The organism is Njordella aestuarii (genome assembly GCF_056494165.1).
Window position 1 is genome coordinate 3,841,568 of sequence record NZ_CM151397.1, and the last position, 20,540, is coordinate 3,862,107.

The following is a 20,540-nucleotide window of genomic DNA, read 5'->3' on the forward strand; positions in this document are numbered from 1 at the left end:
CTGATTTTCTAACCGTTGATCGATTGTTCAAAACCGATTCTTAAAACTCGGCGGATTTCATCGGTTTTGAAACCAAGCGATTGCGGCCGGACGACGTTTGCTAATGCAACGACGTCGTAAAGTTCAGTGACCACTCCCTCAATACGTATCCAGTGAACGACGTCGCCGCTCTTCAAGTCGATGACCTGTAACCCGCATCTTGCTTCTGCATCGCCTGACTTCAAGTTATCATCCAACGCTAGTCCAGAGAAAGTTTTGTTGTCCCGGGATTTCGATAACCCCACGATGGCGAAATCACCTTGGAAAGATAATCCTCGCAAGTAACCGGGGCAGAAAGCCACTTCTTCAAATTCGCCGGTCGTGCGATCGATGAATCCAAAGTGCCCGGTGCCTGAATTGAGCAACCACAGCTTGTCGCGGTAAACTCGCGGCGAATGTGGCATCGATAGCCCAGTCGCGATGATCTCGTTGGACGGGACATCAATGACACATCCGCCATCCTGACGGCGATCTCGCCAACCGTCGGCCACATCGGATTGACTCACCGCAGTGACGTACTTGGCTTTACCATTCTCGATCGCCAAACCGTTCAGATGACAACGATCTTCGGCCGCAAGCTTGCTGATAAAAGGTGGCTTCCACAAAGGAACAAAGCTGTGCGTGTCGCTGAGCGTGGCCAAGCAACCAAACAATGTGTTGACAAACACGACACGACCGCTCGCTTCGACCGCCACATCATGAATATCCAAATCGCCGGTCGTGTACCCGACCTGCGGTACGTACAGTCGATCATATCCGCCTGCACTCTGGCCTGGATCGAGCACATTTTCGAACCGCCACATTTGATAGAGCGAAGACATCCACATCGTCTGACCATCTGCCCAAAGCCCCAAACACCGATTGAACGTCCGCTCAAATACAGAGAGTTTTCCATCGGGCTGCAAACCTAACAAGAATAACTTTCCGGCTTGATAAGTCGTAAAAGCTAGGCTTAACCGTTGCTCGCTCATCCAACTGGTGAACTGACGAGATGTGTTGATTTCCAGTGCAGGTGTCGCTGCGCTATTCATTGTAAAAAAAGTCTCATGATTGCTGGGACACGTTCTTGCTGGGCATCGCTGACCAAGCTGAGTTTTCCATGGTAGGGTTGATCGATCAGATTTTTTCTTGACGGTCCCAATTCACGAAACTTCGATCACCCAAGGATTCGATCAAGTCCGACGTATCTAAAGAAGCGAATATGTCGTCTTTCAGTCGCAACGCCAGTTCTTCCGACGTTGTTGAATTGCTCTTTAATAGCCCCGACGCTACGCCTGCAGGATTGGATATCGCGTCCTGGGAAACGAACGTTGGTGCATTCCATCCAATCGCCTCTCCATTCGTTGATTTATTCATCGTTGCAAGCGAAAAGAAGCCTTCTTTAACGAGCGGCACGGCCAAAGTTGTTGCTGACATCAGCGGCGCAAATAACGAATTCCGGTTGATGCCCCCGCTGGAACTGCGCGAGAGAAGGCCTGTTGTCTCGCTATTTAAGGGGATCGTCAGTGGCCCAACGATGCCTGCTGTTTGTTGGTTGCTTCGGACCAAGCCGGTATCGGTCGCATTTACACGTCCGTCACGGTTAACGTCGTAGATGTTGGTGACCCCTACGGAGTTACTGGCCGTCGATTGATTGCTGCGAACGGCACCTGTGTCGGTCGCGTTGACTCGCAATCGACCTGATGTATTGCCGGTATTGACCTCACCAATAACATTGCCAAAGTAGAACACATCATTCGCAGCGAGTGCTGTCTGTGAGTTCGCAACAACAGAGACTCGCAACCAAGTGTTCTGGAGCGTGTTGTCGGGAAAAGTTATCTTCACCCGAGCGGAGCCACCGACTCCGCTGCCGTTGAGGATTGCTACTGTCGGGACCGCGGAACTTGGCAGCCCTGCAAATCCCGCAACATCGATTCCATTCCAGCGAGCGAACTGCAAGCTTGCCAGCATCTGACTTGGTGTTGTTGTCGCTGGAAGGTTGTTGATATCAAAAATAATGCCGTTGAGTCCGCGTGAGTAATTGGTGTAATTTGCGAAACTTGATGTTCCACCTGGAAGCAAGGCTGTCTTATCGCTCGCAATCGCATTCTCCGCGGCACCAAGACTGCTAAGGTTTGCCCCGGTAGCTCCATTGTAGAACACCCTTCGATTGGCGATCGTCGCAACTGGTTGAGTAATGTTCGCAGTCGTCGTCGCAGTGGTATTAACTGTGTAGTTGCCTGCATCGGCACCAGTCAAGCTCAAGCCGGTGGCCGTGACAAGTTTGTTAGTTCCGACCGACGTACTGGCAAAATTCGCAATTCCGCCAACATAACTCACCACATCGCCAGAAAAAACACCAACCAACGATCGAGTCAGAATCGTGGCATTTGTCGTCCCGTCAAAGATCTTGTTGGCAGCGGTAATGTTGCCTGTCAACGCGAATGAAGTGATTTGAAATTGAGTGACTGGAGACTGCGAAGCGTTGTTGCCCGCGTTGGCAGTTGAGAAGGCTCGTACGTAATATGTTCCGACGTTGGTGGGCGCTGAAATGACGTTGGTAGCGGCTGCATTGCTGTAGTAGACAAATGAGAGGCTTGGTTGCGGTGAATTGCTTCCACTAATAGAAGCAGTCGCCGTGTACACCGCGTTGTTGTAGACACGGTTGCCGGAGCTGTTGGTAATCGTTGGGTTCGCCAAAGCAACGACGGTAATGGTATCTGCGTCTTGCACCGGCACCACCAAGTTGTTGCCTCCGAGATCACTGATCACAGAACCAGTAGGGATGCGCAAGATGATCGTTCCCGCCGAACTCGGTGTTACGGTGACTGAAAAAGTCCCTGCGGCTGTTTCAGTAACCGTTCCAATCGAAATACTGGCGGTACCGGCGTTATTGAAGTCGGCGGCTGTAACGGTGCCGTCGAGAATGTCTTCACTAAACGAAAGCGTATAGTTGACGGGCGTGCCGACAAACACTGAATTGTCAGCGTCATTGTCGTCAATTACAACCGTAGGGGGCGTCGTATCGGTAAAAGTTGTAAAGGTATAATCGGCGACTACTGGCAGGTGATCGCTGACAGTTGACAATCGATTCAGCAATGTGGTCCGATTCGGCACTCCGGCCAGCGCGGTGTTTGACGAAGCGTTAATGTTGCCGTTGAGCGAAACACTGCCGTTATTGCCAAAGGTATGATAACTGCCAGCTCGATACTCAAGTCCAACGCCGTCGTTAAGCTCGCCGGAGATTAACTGGAAGTCGAATCGGTCGTCCAAACCTCCGCCGACTAATCCGCTGGGAGCGTTGACTAATGGAGCTTGTGTATGGACGTCTCGAAACGAAGAATTATTGCTCCAATTGCCAAGCCGATTGATTGAATCAAATGCTTGACCGTTCCCGGGGCTGAGTAACTCTTGAAAACCATCGTCGGAACTTCGATAGACGTTGAAGTCACCAACGTACAGAATATTCTTGCCGTTGCCCAAAGCGTCAGCATTGTTGCGAATGGCTTGAGCTTCAATTAAACGCCGACCTTCGCTCTCCGAATCGTCTTCGCCTTTCCAGTGGCTGTTATAGACATAGAAATCGGTGTTTATTCCGCCGCCAATCGGTTGGAAGTGATGGCGCAATGTTTGGCGAGTTTGACCAGAACCGCTTACCGTACCAACCGCTGTTTCGCCAAGCATTTGAAGCGTTTGCGAATTGTAAACGATGCCTGGCGTTCCGGCCCCTGTAGTCAAACCGGCGAGCGTCCCGGAGACGTAGATTCCTGCGCCATAAATGTTATTCAATAGATTCGCAACAGTGGATGTAACGGTCTGAATGACATCGACCTCTTGAAACGCAATCAGGTCGATCTGACGCGCAAAGCCAGCCACAATCTCGCTTCCAATCCCTTGCAATATTGTATCAAGCCCTGTTCGAATCGAACCGTTGCTACTGGCGATGTTGTAGTTAACGACTCGCAAGTTCGTGGTTGTTAACGTTCCGTCATTGTCGGTGATTGTCGCAGTTACACTGGAGATTGGGATCGCGTTGTAAGTCGCATCGTTGCTTGTGGCCGTATGTGTAAGCGTACCAACGTGTGTCCCTTCTACTGCAGAATCGTTTACAGCCGTGACCGTAACAACTCGTGGTGTCGCCCAGTTCGTGGGTGTAAAGATCAGCGTAGTGGGAGATACCGTAAGTTGACTGCCGGAGTTGATCAAAATCGTAACGTCGGAAGTTGGCGCAGACTGAAGTGCGATCGTGTAAGTATCTGTCGTGCCGCCTTCGGTGACCGCCGTGTTACCTCCGGTTTCAGTGATTATGACACCAGAGTTTGAGGTACCTGATGTGGAGATACTAAAATCATCGATTGCTAAACTGTCATCTGCGCCTGAGGCATTTGCATCAAGCCAGCGTATCCAAAAAGTAGAACCGGGTGACAACGTCACACTGGGGAGCACGATATTGGAAAACGCGACTTGGTTGCCTGGAGCGTTTCCGTCCATAGCTCCAACAGTTCCCGATGAGACCGGTGCAATAAAATCGAGTTCATTGACGTCAGTCCAAGTACCCGTCGTCAAACTGGTTGCATTGGTACTGAACTGAAAATCGAGCCGATCATTCCTTCCGGTTGCGCCCAAACGCCATTGCTCGCCAGTATACGAGACTCGAACTGACTCCAGAGTCGAGGCCGTTGCGTTTTGAAAGGAAGCACCGATAGTGGCTACTAAACTTGAACTTTGAAGCATACCAAACGCACGGTCAGTTGCGGCGTTGGTGCCAGCCACACCAAAGCTGAAAGTATCACCAGCGTTCGACGTCCCTGAGTTAGCTGAATAGCTTGCGTTGTTGTTCGTGCCTGTTTCGGAGAAAGCCCAGCCCTGCATTCCATTGGCTCCATCCGGAAAGAGCCCTCCGACAATCTCGACGCTTCCGGAACTTGCGAGCGAATCGAAGTTTTGAGTGTAGATTGCCCCAATCAACTGCGCCGCCGCTAGTACACGACGATCTTCCAGCGTCTCTATCGCAAGTCGTCGAAACTCTTTTCGAGCTTGTCGGCCAAGCCTGCTTGAGTCTAGCGCAAGGAGTAATCGGCGAAGGCTGTGGAAATTACGTCGTGTCATCGGCTAGACTTTATGGTCGTGGACAATCGCCGATTGGTTGGCGGCTATATTTACAGTGCAAGATTTCCTTGGAGAGGAAACTAAAACGCCTGTTTCCGCCATTTCTTAAACGCGAACTTTTAAGAAGGATAAGCTTCCAGTCCGCCATTGAATCACAGGATAAGCTTAACGCCTATCCTAGAATCTGAGTAGCATGAACTAGGCAGCGACCGACTCAGTCTTCTTAGCAAGCCGTCGTCGTTGGAACCAAGCTCCAGCACCGAACGCCGCAAGGACCACAAAAGTTCCTGGCTCCGGTACCGCAGAAATAGAAAACGAGCCGCCTGAAAATATTCCCGGGTTTCCATCAAGCTGGACATCGAGCACATTAATGTCATAGGTCCCCAGAGCAAGACCCGTGGTGTCAATACTTAACGTTGCAAAGAGAGTATCGGCCATAAGGAAATCTTGAGTAAGGTTGTACTCGATGCTAAGGTTTCCGACCGATGCGTCATTCGGATCACGCAAAAAACTGGAACCTGCTCCGTTGATATTTCCGTTTCCTATGAATCCTATTCCACCAAAAGTTCCAGCATCCGGCGAAGCAAACGTTGCTCCCCCATCAAGCTGAAAATCAGCAGTCACGACGATTCCTGAATCAGAGCCGATGCCATTGCCACGCGCAAATATATTTATGGACTGAATCCCCGAATTCGCCACAAATGGAGCAGCAGGTGTCTCGACCGAAACGATAATCGCAGCGCTGGCAACACTTGTGTAAGCAGCAACAAGCAGCCCGAAACAAAACGCAACGTTCTTCATATCATTAATTCCAAGGGGACGAATAGGTTCTCTAAAAAGGTAATCTAGTTGGTGCTCAAAACATAGCAAAAAACAAGTCTAATCTTTCAATTTTCACCCGCATTGCTTCATCCACTTTTGCAGTAATTTCGCGGGATGTCTTCAAACTTATTAAGCTTCTGGGAGATGGGGGCGATATTAAAGGGGTCAGAGTTCCCATTTTATTGGCTGTAATGGCTTTAGACGAATCCCGCAAAACAAAGTCGACTCCTCCGCCGCTCACGCTTGAAGGCGTTAAAACCGGCGTCGCTAAATCCACCGAATTTAAATTTAACGGAATACTAATCGGTGCAACAATTCCAGCCGTCTGCTGATTACTTCGAACAATTCCGATGTCGGTGGCATTTACGCGTCCATCACGATTGATGTCGAAGATGCTTACGACGGACACAGAGTTCAGGCCAGTTGATTGATTGTTTCTGACTTCCCCAATATCCGTTGCGTTCACGCGAAGCCGATTATTAGTATTGCCAGTGTTAAAATCGCCAATAACATTCCCAAAGTAGAACTCATCATCCATTGCCAGAGCTGTTTCGGTGTTTGCCACGATCGTAACGCGCAACCAAGTGTTCTGCAGTGTGTTATCGGGAAACGTAATTTTGACGCGATCTGATCCCCCAACACCGCTAGCAGTTAGAATCGTAACGGCGGGCACGGCCGCTGCGGGCAAATCCACAAATCCAGCGGACGAAATGCCATCCCACCGGTCAAATTGCAAGCTTGCCAAGAGTTGATCGCCCGTTGTTGCCGCCGGCAAATTGTCAATGTCAACGATCACACCGTTTAGTCCACGCACGTAGTTTGTGTAATTCGCAAAGGTTGATGTCCCGCCCGGCAGCAGAGCCGTCTTGTCACTTGCAATGGCTGCCTCTGCTGACCCAGCAGAGCTAAAGCCTTGAGCGTTGTTGTAAAACACGCGTCGATTGACGACCGTCGCCACCAGCTGCGTGATGTTAGCTGTAGTCGTAGCTGTTGTATTCACCGTATAATTGCCAGCAGCCGCACCGGACAAGCTCAATCCGACCGCAGTCACTATTTTGCCGACTCCAACCGCAGCAGTGTCGAATGTGGCTGTTCCGCCAACGTAGTCGACTACATCCGTACCGATTACACCGGAGAGCGTGCGAGTGAGAATTGTCGCAGTGGTCGTGCCATCAAACACCTTATTGGCAGCAGTGATGTCCCCGACCAACGTGAATGGAGTGATCTCAAAATTAAACACGGCAGAAGCGACCGGATTATAGCTCGCGTTACCGACATAGCTAACTTCAACTGAATAACTGCCTACATTCTTTGGAGCCGCAATGACACCACCCGTTAGATTTGGGCCCGCATAGAACGTGTAAGTAAAACTGGCAGCAGTCGTGTCAGCTGCGAGTCCACCAGGACCGTCATCTGCCGTCCCAGCTATCGAAAACGCAAGTCCGTCGTAGACCTTGTTTAAAGGTGTTGCGGTAATCGTTGGTGTGACCAATGTGTCGGCTGATGCAGAAAAGACAAAGTCGTCGATCGCCAAACTATCGTCTGCGCCAGACGCGTTGACATCCGCGAAACGAATCCAAACCATCGCATCATGGGGGACGTCGATATTTTCGATAGTTGCTGACCGAATGGATTGATTGACACTGACATTTCCATTGAGTGCACCAACAGGACCTGTCGTCGTTGGTGTTACGAAATCCAGCGCGTTGACATCTACCCACGTACCGTTTGTAAGCGACGTAGCGTCCAAGCTATATTGAAAATCAAGCCGATCGTCGCGACCTGTCGTACCTAAACGCCATTGCTCTCCCCGGTAACTGATTGACATTGATGTAAGCGCGGCCCCAGTCGTATTCTTGATGGCAGCACCAAACGTAGGCGTAAGTGAGCCGCTGAGTAAACTTCCCAAGGCTCTTTCGGTCGAACTTGAAGCGCCGAAGCTGTACGTATTACCTGCTGTATCCGTGCCGCTACCAGCCCCGTACGTTGTATTGGCATTGTTTCCAGTCTCGGCAATCATCCAGCCACTAGGTAATGACGACGATGCTCCGGAAGAAGCAAGCGTGTCGAACGACTGGCTATAGCTCGCACCCGCAGTCGAATAGTCGATGAAATCAGCAGTTGGCTCGTCATTGAGGATAGAATCGATCCAAGATACGTAAGCATCAACGCGTGTATTGTATGACTCATCACCAAGACCTGCCGAAGCCAGCGTCCCACCAGAAGTCACACCGGCGACTTGCAGTTCTCCTCCAACATCAATAAATGAAGGGCCACCAGAATCGCCGGGAGCGGTGTTGCTCTCAGTGTTATTGTCAAACGTCCAATGGATCAGCGTCGAAGTCACGCGATCAATTGGAGTCGTACCAACGCGTTTCGTTCCAAAGGATCCATCGCTGCCCGTGTTGCCTGAACCGCCGCCACCAAAGCCGACGAGCGTCATCGTTGTTCCGACCGTCGGTACTTGGCGGAAAAGATTCGATGGCGTAATCGTTGTGATGGGCGCGGCGAGTTTATAGATCGCAATATCGTTGGCTGCGTCGGTACCGAACCGTGATTCGTTGTAGTCCGGATGCACAATAACTTGGCTGGTCGAATAAGTCGTAGTACCCAATCGAACTCGACCTTGAGTATCGCTAACCCTACTTGATCCATCGACCGCACAGTGCGCTGCTGTTAGAACGTACTGAGGCGCGATGAGTGTCCCAGTGCAGTATTGCCCAAAGGTTGAATCGCCAACCGTTCCGACCGACGGATACAAATTCGTTTGCGAACCGTTGATGATTCGCATCACAGGTGGTCGAATATGCGCCACGCTGTCAGAGTTGACGTTTGTGTGATTTAGGAGCAATTCTTCAAAAGCCTCTAAGTCACTGGCAAGCATACTCCGCCGCTCAAGACATTCGATCCTCATTCGCCGAAGGATTTTGCGGTGTCGTGCGACGGTGCAGGTTTTGCCAGTGCTTTTGAAAAAGTTAGTCATGCGAACACAAAACGAAAGTGAAAAATATTTGACAGAGTCAAGCTTTTTTGGCGAGGAAAATCTCGCTTCAAGAGCTACAAATCATTTCCATTGCATTGCCCTCTGGTGCGTTGTCAGACGTCTCTGACAGATGACGCTACCGGGGAGGCATGCCGCCAGAAAACAAGACGGAACTGCTGTAACGCCGCTTGCCATCAACTGAGCTTGCAAATTGGCGCCTATCATACAATGGCATAAGTTCGTCGATAGGTCTAGTTTCCTCTGCCACGCAAACTAACGTCGGAAAATTGTGAGAAGAAGTTCGTGAATCGGATTTTTTGTCACACGAATACCTTGATAAACTTATCGATGTCTTCAAACAGATGTGGAGATGCTTTTCATAGGATTTAAGGCAGAAGCTGAGCGCAGGATTTTACAACTTTCCAGTCGACGAGGATCAGTTCGATATGTTTTTGATAGTTGCGAAATGGAAGGACAATAGCGACATAATTTTTCTCGCTAGGAACGATCCCTCCAACAAAAAGCTTCCAAATTGGAATGAAATTCTCTCTAAGCTTGACTCCATCGCCGATCCATCAAGTGCAACAATTTTGTTTGCGCGAGTCAGTCGAGAGTTTGCGTTAAGAAGAGATGAAGAGACATTGCAGTTTACCCTGCATGATCCAATAACTTGCTCTGAACTGAAACCGTTGAAGTTGAGCAAAGATGCGCATTTGCATTGGTATCGATCGCTTCTGGAATCTTCCGAATGTAGCGAGGACACTTTAACCGACTTTGACGAGTCTTTGAACGATCTTGACGACGACTTTGTGTAGCCAGTCCTCCTTTCATCTCTACAATCCCATTGCCAGAGCGCCACATCCTTTTTGGGCGCAATCCAGTGTAAAACCGGATTGGTTAGTCGATAAAGACGTTGCTCTTTTTGCCTCTTGGTAAAATCTCAAAGGCCTGGAAATATAAAGGGGAGCGAAGCTGTTGGGCTGTCAAGCGAACAACGACCCGGGCTATTCCGTTGGCATCAACCACTCCCATGCCGATCACCGCAGCGCTGGCAATGTCAAGCGTAACTCCGTGCTGAGCGATGGTTGTCGCTCCGGATCGACTTCCCATCGCGATGGCTACCACGGTGCCAGGCACTCCGCAACTGTAGGTCAGTATGTTGTTGCCTACGACCAGAGGACCACCGCTCAAGCAGCCTTCACGAATGAGCCCTGAAGCGCTGGCGGTGCCCAATGTTACTCCGGCGCTGGGCGAGGATAAGTTGACAGTGAATCCTTCATTCACTTCAGCGATAGCGTCACTCGCTACCTGGATCGTGATCACTTTACGAGTCTCGCCAGCTGCAAAAACTACCGTGCCAGTTGGGAATCGACCTCCCACGAAATCACTTGGCGAGGCTGGATTGCTGCCGCTACCGACCACGGCAAAGTTCACGCTGCTGGTGCCGGTCCTGACTCCTGTCCTTGTCAACGTAAAAGTGAAAGAGGATGAACCAGAGACAGGTTCGAACTGTTCAGCATTTGTGGCCACAATGGATACGGTCGTATCATCATTGCGAATCAATCCGGCGGCACTGGCCGTTGCAACGCTGACGCCCGACGTAGCTCCGGTCAGATTCACTACAAAGCCCTCGTTGGCTTCGACGATCCGATCACCCACTACAAGGATCGTGATCAACTTGCTGGTTTCGCCAACTGCAAACGTCACCACGCCTGAGGGAAGCATATTGCCCACGAAGTCGCTAGCCGTTGCCGGTGTGGCTCCACTTCCGGCAACTGCATAGTTCACGGTCGTGGCTCGGGTCAGAACGCCAGTACGCGTGACTGTAAACGTAAAGGGCGTCGAACCCGAGTTTCCTTCGGCTTTGTTAGCACTCGTCGCCCTAATGGCCAGCGATGTATCCTCGCTTTGTATCAGTCCCGTCGCCGCTGCGGTGGTGATAGAGAAACCGCCGGTAGCGTTCGTAAGCCTGACAGTAAAGCTTTCGTTAAATTCAACAGTCGTATCACCACGCACGGGGATCGTGATCACCTTGGACGTTTCGTTGGCAGCAAACGCGACTTGACCGGTCGGGAAGACGCCCCCAACAAAGTCACTGGCTTGAGCCGGTCGGGTTCCACTGCCGGTGACCGCATAGTTCACGGTGGATGGCGCCCCTATATTGCCGATGCGAGTCACCGTAAACGTGAACGCAGTGGTGCCAGAATTCCCTTCACTCTTATTGGCACTGGTAGCCGCGATGGAGATTGAGTTCTCATCGTTTTGGATGACACCGAGTGCAATCGCGGTCAGGATGGTCGCCCCGGCGCTCGGATGCATTAGTCTTACTGCAAAGCCTTCGTTGGCTTCCGTAGTTGGATCGCCTTGCACATTGACGGTAATCACTTTGGACGTTTCATTCGCCGCAAAAGCAACTTGACCACTCGGCAAGGCACCACCGACGAAGTCGTCAGCCTGAGCAGGTGTCGCTCCTCTGCCGACGACTACGAAGTTCACTGTGGTAGCTCCAACAACATTGCCGGAGCGCGTTACGGTGAAGGTAAACGGTGTGCTTCCGGAATTCCCTTCCGCTTTATTGGCGCTGGTCGCGGCGATGGCCAGAGCCGTATCATCGTTGCGAATCAGACCAGCGGCCGCTGCAGGTGTGATGGTGGCTCCACCCGTTGCACCAGAGAGTGTCACCGTGAAGCCTTCGTTGGGTTCAGCAACCGTGTTCCCCAGCACATTGATCGTGACGACTTTGGATGTTTCATTAGCGGCGAAAGACACCTGTCCGGTGGGAAACACACCGCCAGCGAAATCATTGGCCTGAGCTGGGCTTGTTCCGCTACCTGTAACCACATAGTTCACAGTCGTTGCTACAGAAACATTGCCGGAACGTGTCACCGTGAATGTAAAGGGAGTGTTGTCACTGTTGCCTTCGTTCTTACTAGCGCTGGTTGCGACGATTGCGAGTGATGCAGGAACCGTATCATCGTTGCGAATCATTCCATTGGCCGTTGCGGTTGTGATGGTGTCTCCACCACTGGCACCGGAGAGCGTCACGGTGAACCCTTCGTTGGCTTCAGCCACTGAATCACCCAGCACATTGATTGTGATGATTTTGGATGTTTCGTTAGCCGCGAACGAGACCTGTCCGGTCGGAAACACTCCGCCAGCGAAATCACTCGCCTGAGCCGGCGTCGCACCACTGCCGGTCACAGCGAAGTTCACCGTCGTGGCCCCCGACACATTACCAGATCGCGTCACCGTGAACGTAAACGGTGTGTTTCCCGAATTGCCTTCCGTTTTGTCGGCGCTGGTTGCCGTAATGGCGAGAGCCGTGTCATCGTTCTGGATGGTTCCGACGGCACTCCGAGTCGTAAGCACTGTTCCGCCGGATCCATTGGAAAGTGTAATCGTAAATCCTTCACTGGCTTCAGCCGCAACATCACCACGCACATTGATCGAGATCACCTTGCTGATTTCATTGGCTGCGAACGAAACCTGACCAGTTGGGAATACTCCGCCGACGAAATCACTAGCCTGGGCCGGTGTCGGGCCCGAGCCGGTGACGGCAAAGTTCACGGTGCTCGCGTTCGCGGTAAATCCCGATCGTGTCACCGTGAAAGTGAACTGAGTGCTTCCTGAATTCCCTTCGACTTTGTTCGCGCTGGTCGCCGCAATGGCAACACACGGTCCACTCGGCGCGAAGCCATCGACCTGCGAGCCGACCAAGACTCGTCCGCCGCCGTCAGAAAAATGGCTGACAATAATCGTGCGGTTGACGTCATCAATCTCAACTCGAGCGAAGCTAGGCGACGAGCAACCAGCAACGCTGTTATTGCCCGTGATGGGTCCCAAGACACCAGTCGTACCGTTGCCGAATGTCACTGGTGCTGCGTTGACGATCGTGCCGTTATCCCATGTGTTGTTCAAGACCACATAGTTGCCGTTAGTCAGTGATATCACGTCGTTACCGAAATCGCCGACGCGGTCTTCTACTGACGATCCGATGAGTGAATTCGCGGCCGAGATGAGACCACTCACGCCCGTTGTGCCGTTGCCGAATGTCACCGCTCCCACATTTTCAACAGTGCCATTGTCCCAATTTCCGTTCCTGACGACATAGTTGCCGTTCTTGAGTGGTTGCACGCGCGAACTGCCGAGGCGTTCTCCTGTCGTGGTGCCGACCAGTGAGTTCGCGGCAGAGACGATGCCCACGATGCCCGTCGTGCCGTTGCCGAATGTCACCGCGCCGGCATCCGCTACGGTGCCGTTGTTCCAGTCCTGGCTTTCGACTACGAAGTTGCCATTGGTGAGCGGCGTGACTCTCAGGCCCACGAAGTCGCTTGCGGAAGTTCCGACAAGTGAATTGGCAGCGGAGACTACTCCTGTCACTCCGGTCGCGCCGTTGCCCAAGGTCACTGCCCCCGCATCCTGCGTAGTGCCGTTATTCCAGAGCGTGCTGCCGACAACATAGTTCCCGTTTTCCAGGGCATACACGTTGTTGAACGTGCTGTTGGGGTTGGAGAGAAAGATGACCCCTCCCACCCGGTCGTCTGCAGTCGCCCCAATGAGAGAATTGGCCGCGGAAACAACGCCTGTGGTGCCGGTGGTACCGTTCCCAAAGGTGACCGCCCCCACATTCTGGATCGCGCCGTTGTCCCAGAACGGGCTTACTACCACGTAGTTGCCATTGGTCAGCGCCGTCACACCAGCTCCGTTAGTAAAACCAAACGAGTTTGACGCGCCTACAAAGTTATTGGCTGTACCTCCCACGAGAGAGTTGGCGGCCGAGATGACCCCGCTGATGCCTGTCGTTCCGTTCCCGAACGTCGCTGCCCCTGCTTGTACGATCGTTCCATTGTCCCAATTTGGGCTCACGACGACATAGTTGCCGTTCGTGAGGGGTTGAACACCGAAATTGCCGACTCGGTCAATCGCGGTCGAGCCGACGAGAGAGTTGGCGGCGGAGATGAAGCCGCTCACGCCTGTGTTGCCGTTGCCGAACGTCACCGCTCCCGCGTCCTCCACCGCCCCATTGTCCCAATCTGGACTTGCGACCACATAGTTGCCGTTCTCGAGCGCCTTCACTCCGAGTCCCAAAGACCCTCTCACATCGCCACCGATTTTGTCGTTTGCGGTAGAGCCTACCAACGAATTCGCAGGCGTGATGACACCTACAACACCAGTCGTTCCGTTGCCGAACGTTACCGCACCCACGTCCGCGACAGCACCGTTGTCCCAATTCGGACTCACGACCACGTAGTTCCCGTTCTTCAGGACGTCAAGGCCAGAACTGAGCATATCTCCCGTAGACGAGCCAACGAGTGAGTTGGCTGCGGACACGACTCCGCTAACTCCGGTCGTTCCGTTGCCGAATGTCACGGCCCCAGCATCGACGACCGCTCCATTATCCCACTGCCCACTTAAGACAACATAGTTCCCGTTCGGAAGTAGCCGAATTGCGTTCCCCTGGCTAATGCGATCGTTCTCGCTCGACCCGATCAGGGAATTGGCTGCAGAAACTACACCGACGGTTCCGGTCGTTCCGTTGCCAAAGGTGACCACCCCCACATCTTGCACCGCTCCGTTATCCCAGAACGCATTAGTGACGACGTAGTTCCCATTGGGCAGAGGATTCACGCGTAGCGTTTGTAAGTCAATCGAGTCAGATCCGAACCCGACCAGAGAGTTAGCCGCGGAGATCACTCCGCTGACACCCGTAGTCCCGTTTCCAAAGGTCACCGAACCTGGATTGATCAGCACATAATTTCCGTTGGTCAGTTCCTGCACGGAGAAGAAAGGAATTCCGACAAGCGGAAATTCACTGGATCCTCGCATCGTACTGATGAGTGCCCCTGTGGCCCCATTGAATAGGTACGCCGCGCCGGTATCCGTCCCGTTGGCATCATCGCCTGGCGACGTAATGACGACGTTGCCAGTACTCAGTGCCACTACGCTGGACCCGAAAAAATTGCCCGGAGCCGGGTTTGGGTCGAGAAATTCCGGGAACGCAGCGGCCAGTACTCGGCGATCTTCGAGCATCTCGAAGCGCAGCCGCTGTTGTGCCCTGCGGCGGGTTGTCGAATTACTATTCTTGCGACGGTTAAACCAGTTGAATTTCATGATGATTTTGCTGAGTCAGTTGTTGAGAAGTTCAATTCAATTGTGAAATGGTGTCTGCCGATGGTTGCTACGGGCGGCTGTCAGTCGACGAAGACGTTGCTTTTCTTCACGGTCGGGGCGATCTCAAAGGCCTGGAAGTACATCAGTGAGGCGGCTTGGGCGGCGGTCAAGCGCACCACGATCCTGGCGCGGCCGCTCGCGTCCACGACACCCGTGCCGATCACCGTTGCCCTTGCGATGTCGACTTGCAATCCGTGCTGCGCGATGTTCGTCTTGCCAAGTCCAGTACCCATCGCGAATCCAACGATGGTTCCCGGAACTCCACACGAGTAAGTCAGTACGTTGTTGCCTGCGACCAAAGGCCCGCCGCTCAAGCAGCCTTCACGAATGAGCCCTGAAGCGCTGGCGGTGCCCAATGTCACTCCGGCGCTGGGCGCGGATAGGTTGACGGTGAATCCTTCATTCACTTCAGCGATATTGTCGCTGGCCACTTGGATCGTGATCACTTTACGAATCTCGCCAGCCGCAAAAACTACCGTGCCACTTGGGAATCGACCTCCCACGAAATCACTTGGCGAGGCTGGATTGCTACCGCTACCGACCACCGCAAAGTTCACGCTGCTGGTGCCGGACCTGACTCCTGTCCTTGTCAACGTAAAGGTGAAAGAGGATGAACCTGAGACAGGTTCGAACTGTTCAGCATTTGTGGCCACAATGGATATGGTCGTATCATCATTGCGAATCAATCCGGCGGCACTGGCTGTTACAACGCTGACGCCGGAAGTGGCTCCGGACAGATTCACTACAAAGCCCTCGTTGGCTTCGACGATCCGATCACCCACCACAAGGATCGTGATCAACTTGCTGGTTTCGCCAACTGCAAAGGTCACCACACCTGAGGGAAGCACATTGCCTACGAAGTCGCTGGCCGTTGCCGGCGCGGCTCCACTTCCTACAACGGCATAGTTCACGGTCGTCGCTCGGGTCAGTACGCCAGTACGCGTGACTGTAAACGTAAAGGGCGTCGAACCCGAGTTTCCTTCGGCTTTGTTAGCACTCGTCGCCCTAATGGCCAGCGATGTATCGTCCGTCTGAATTAAACCTGCGGCAGTTGCAGTGGTGATGGAGAAGCCTGCGGAAGCGTTCGCGAGTCCGACAGTAAAGCTTTCGTTAAATTCAACCGTCGTATCACCACGCACGGGGATCGTGATCACCTTGGACGTTTCGTTGGCAGCAAACGCGACTTGACCGGTGGGGAGGACGCCCCCAACAAAGTCACTGGCTTGAGCCGGTCTGGTTCCACTGCCGGTGACCGCATAGTTCACGGTAGACGGCGTCCCTGTATTGCCGATGCGAGTCACCGTAAACGTGAACGCAGTGGTGCCGGAATTCCCTTCACTCTTATTGGCACTGGTTGCCGCAATGGAGATTGAGTTCTCATCGTTTTGGATGACACCAAGTGCAATCGCGGTCAGGATGGTCGCCCCAGCGCTAGGATTCATTAGTCTTACTGCAAAGCCTTCGTTGGCTTCCGTAGTTGGATCGCCTTGCACATTGACTGTTATGAGTTTGGTCGTTTCATTCGCCGCAAAAGCAACTTGACCACTCGGCAAGGCACCACCGACGAAGTCGTTGGCCTGAGCAGGTGTCGCTCCTCTGCCGACGACTACGAAGTTCACTGTGGTAGCTCCAACAACATTGCCGGAGCGAGTTACGGTGAAGGTAAACGGTGTGCTTCCGGAATTCCCTTCCGCTTTATTGGCACTGGTCGCGGCAATGGCCAGAGCCGTGTCATCGTTGCGAATCAGACCAGCGGCCGCTGCAGTTGTGATGATGGCTCCACCCGTTGCACCAGAGAGTGTCACCGTGAAGCCTTCGTTGGGTTCAGCAACCGTGTTCCCCAGCACATTGATCGTGACGACTTTGGATGTTTCGTTAGCGGCGAAAGACACCTGTCCGGTGGGAAACACTACGCCAGCGAAATCATTGGCCTGCGCCGGCGTCGCACCGCTGCCGCTGACGGCGTAGTTGACCGTGGTTGCTCCGGATGTATTACCCGACCGAATCACGGTGAATGTAAACGCCGTGTTCCCGGAGTTCCCCTCGGCTTTGTCGGCACTCGTTGCGACAACCGCAACTGAGGTATCATCGTTCTGTATGGTCCCGACAGCCGTCGCAGTCGTGATTGTTGCACCGGCGATGGCATCAGAGAGGGTGACGGTAAAGCCTTCGTTTGCTTCGAAGACCGTGTTGCCCTGCACGAGAATTGTGACGACTTTAATTGTCTCATCGGCCGCGAAGACAACCTGGCCCGATGGAAACAGTCCGCCAGCGAAATCACTGGCCTGAGCCGGTGTCGCGCCCGAACCAGTAACGGCAAAGTTCAGGGAGGTCGCATTCGTGGTAACTCCGGATCGCGTCACAGTGAACGTGAACGGCGTGCTTCCCGAGTTCCCTTCGGCCTTGTTCGCGCTGGTGGCAGCGATGGCGAAGCTGGTGTCGTCGTTGCGAATCACCCCTGGGGCTGTCGACGTGCCAAGGAGAATTCCGCCGCTGGGGTTTGAGAGGACCACGTTGAACGCCTCGTCGGGTTCAACGATCAAGTCGCCGCTCGCGTTGATCGTGATGTCCTTGAACGATTGATTCGCAGCCAACATGACGGTTCCACTGGGGAACGTTCCGCCGAAGTCGCTGGCCGATGCAGGGTTTGTTCCACTACCAACGACATTGAAAGTCACTGTGGCTGCGGTACTGATATCGCCCATGCGAGCTACGCGGAAAGTGAACGGAGTTGTGGCTGTCGCGCCTTCCGATTGATCAGGATTGAGCGGCAGGATCGAGATGTTACTGTCGTCGTTGCGAATCAGGCCGAGAGCTTCGATGAGTGAGGCCGTTGTCCCAGTTGCAGACGCGGACAGCTTGACCTGAAAAATCTCATTGTTTTCAACCGTGCGATCCCCGGCAACATTGATCGTCAGCACTTTGCTCGTTTCTCCGGCTGCGAAGGCGATCTGACCAGATGGAAGCACACCACCAGGGAAGTCGGCGGCTGAAACGCCACGTCCAGCGACGGACCAGTTCACCGTGGAAGCACCGGTGACGATGCCATGGCGAGTCACGGTAAAGGTAAACGGCGTGGTTCCGGTATGTCCTTCCAGCTTGTTCGCATCGGTTGGTGCGATCGAATACGAGGAGGTCGCGGCGATCATGACCAATCGCTCGGAAGTGGCGACGGAATTGCTCCCATTGCGGGCGGTAGTCTTCAGCAGGAAAGCACCTGCCGAGGTCGTAAAGGTAAGGTTGCTCGGTGGAGCGGAGTTGAACGTCCAGGTCGTTCCGCCATTGCTGGAGGTACCTGCCGAGAGGACCGTGCCGGTGGGGAAGCCCGACAGAACGATCGAATCGACCGGATCCGAACTGAGTTGCGAAAGCGTGATGGGCAGAGCGACGGGGACTCCCGGCCGTCCGATGATCGGAGCTGCCGAAGCGGTGTTGCTCAGATTGGTTCCTTGACCAATGACGCCAGCGGCTGCCGTGGCGATCGAAATACTCGTGACTGTCGGGCTGCCTGATCTTGCCCGCGACGTCATGAAGTTTTCGGCATCGGCCGTCGAACTCAGTCCGTTGACACCCACACTGGTGGCCAGCGAACTCAAGTCGGCAAACGCTGTTGAGCTCGCACCTGCACGTAGCTGTGCGTTGGGATTGCGTCCGAGGGCCTCGTCAATCAACTTCGCAATGCTATCGCCATTCGAAACTCCACCCGTGGCTTCGGTGATCATGTTCTGAGTAACGTCAAAAGCACGGGCTATCGCAAGCGTGATCTCGGCGGCAAGGTCCGTAATCGCTGCCGCTAACGTTCCTGTCGACACCAGATCGTGATTGGCTGCTGCGTCCGCCGCCGACGAGTCTTCCGCAAATGCACTGGCAACGCTCTGTGTCAATGAGAGCCCTTGCGACGCTGAGCCTCGAACCGAGAAGCTTGAACTACTGCTCTCCTGCGATGCAAGAGCTCGCGAGATGGAATCGACGTCTGCCGTGGCACTGGCAACCGAGCCGTCCGCGGCCCCTGCGACCGCCGCAGAATTTGTCGTGGCAACGGCGTTTGCTGCGGAACCGACCTCCGCGCCCACTGATGCAGAAGACGAACTATCGGCAGATGCCGAAGCAGCCGATGATTCCTTCGCGGCTGCCTGAGCATCGGAGCTTAGATTCGCACTTGCCGAAGCCACGGAGGCCTTGACGGAGACGGCATTCGCGACGCTGCTCGACGACGCCGTTGCAGTGGCTGTCGAAAGGTCGGAAGCGGTTGCATTCGCTGTCGATTCTGCACTCGCCGATGCCGAGGCAGAACCAATATTTTTCGCGAACGCGGAAGCTTTGGAGCCATCGAGTGCATCAGCGAGTACATCCGATTGTTCGCTTGCGGAAGTATCAGCAGTCGAGCCTCTTGTCGCGACGGAAATCGCAATTGAACCACCGGACGCGAAAACGGTAGCCTCAGAATTGTCAAGTGCGAAAACGGTAGCTTCAGAACCGAGAGTTGCTATTGCCGAACCAATTGAAACAACGCTTGCGTTCGATATCGAGCGGGAATTTATCGACGCATTCGCGACGGATTGTGATTCGGACGAAGCAATCGATAACGCCTTGCTAAAGCCTGAGGCGCGGGCGTCGGTGCTAGACGAGCCTTCTGCATACGCGGCGGCAATCGTCAAAGAAGCATTGCTAAAGAGTGGATTGAATGCGGTGTCAACAGGCTGGCGTAGGTCGAGCTGTGCCAATCCGCTACTTATGTCTTGAACACCCATGAACGAAGTTTGCAGGCGCGACGTTCCGACCGGAAGTGCCGCTGTAAAATCCTCGACAAGCGTTTGATTCGAGTCGGCATTGAATCGGAGCACGACCGTATTCGCGATCCGCGTCGTATTGGTTACGACATAGCTAAACACACCCGAAGCCGATGCGAGCCCATCACTGACTTGAAAGCCGATCGAGACACTCGCGCTGGCTCCCGCTGCTAGACCTGTAAACGCCGACGCGCCGACAGTATTGATCGCGATCGTCCCTGCTTTACCGGCTCCGGTCAGAAACGCAAACCCTACATCCGTCAGCGGCCGCGCTACTCCGCCGTTGACCGAGGCGCTGGTAAAATTAATCGATCCTGATTGCAGGTTACTATTCGAGTCGGTCCCGAAGTCGGACACGATATCGGCCGCTTCGATCCTTAGTGTCGTCCCCAGCGGCACGAAGCCGATCGGAAAGTCTGTGGCAACCGGAGCCAGAACGCGGCGAGGTTCGAACTGCTCAATTAGCAAGCGTCGGAGATATTGCTTGTTTTTGTTTGTCTTACCGCGTGACGACTTGAAAAATGGAATTTTCATTTTGGCTACCTGGGATGCTTTGCACCCAGGCAACCGCCGAAACAGTTATAGCGATAATATCGAATATCCGGGTGACTTGGACCCATTCAAATTAGCTCGGCGGCATGTGGTTG

The 20,540-nt window shown here is 53.5% G+C and carries 7 protein-coding genes; 1 reads left to right on the forward strand and 6 read right to left on the reverse strand.

The window, feature by feature from the left end; genetic code table 11:
• Positions 1 to 8: 8 nt before the first annotated feature.
• The 4 genes from SH451x_RS15250 to SH451x_RS15265 all read right to left on the reverse strand — a co-directional run bounded on the left by SH451x_RS15250 (position 9) and on the right by SH451x_RS15265 (position 8,833).
• Entirely contained in the window at positions 9 to 1,070 is a 1,062-nt protein-coding gene (locus SH451x_RS15250; protein ID WP_479357847.1) for a TIGR03032 family protein, read from the reverse strand.
• Between the two features lie 85 nt (positions 1,071 to 1,155).
• Complete coding sequence (locus tag SH451x_RS15255) at positions 1,156 to 5,127, reverse strand: YDG domain-containing protein (RefSeq protein WP_479357848.1); 3,972 nt, start codon at positions 5,125 to 5,127, stop codon at positions 1,156 to 1,158.
• A gap of 198 nt (positions 5,128 to 5,325) precedes the next feature.
• Positions 5,326 to 5,928 (reverse strand): hypothetical protein, encoded by a 603-nt coding sequence (locus SH451x_RS15260; protein ID WP_479357849.1) that lies wholly within the window; start codon positions 5,926 to 5,928, stop codon positions 5,326 to 5,328.
• Positions 5,929 to 5,983: 55 nt separating this feature from the next.
• A complete protein-coding gene (locus tag SH451x_RS15265) occupies positions 5,984 to 8,833 on the reverse strand; it encodes a trypsin-like serine protease (protein WP_479357850.1) in 2,850 nt (949 codons plus the stop codon).
• Positions 8,834 to 9,378: 545 nt separating this feature from the next.
• On the opposite strand from SH451x_RS15265, the gene SH451x_RS15270 reads away from it, so the two are divergent.
• Positions 9,379 to 9,747: a hypothetical protein gene (locus tag SH451x_RS15270; RefSeq protein WP_479357851.1), complete on the forward strand. Its 369-nt coding sequence runs from the start codon at positions 9,379 to 9,381 to the stop codon at positions 9,745 to 9,747.
• An 82-nt stretch (positions 9,748 to 9,829) separates the two neighbouring features.
• Here SH451x_RS15270 and SH451x_RS15275 read toward each other — a convergent pair whose 3' ends face one another.
• A complete protein-coding gene (locus SH451x_RS15275) occupies positions 9,830 to 15,043 on the reverse strand; it encodes a Calx-beta domain-containing protein (protein ID WP_479357852.1) in 5,214 nt (1,737 codons plus the stop codon).
• An 80-nt stretch (positions 15,044 to 15,123) separates the two neighbouring features.
• A complete protein-coding gene (locus tag SH451x_RS15280; protein WP_479357853.1) occupies positions 15,124 to 20,427 on the reverse strand; it encodes a beta strand repeat-containing protein in 5,304 nt (1,767 codons plus the stop codon).
• Between the last annotated feature and the right edge of the window lie 113 nt (positions 20,428 to 20,540).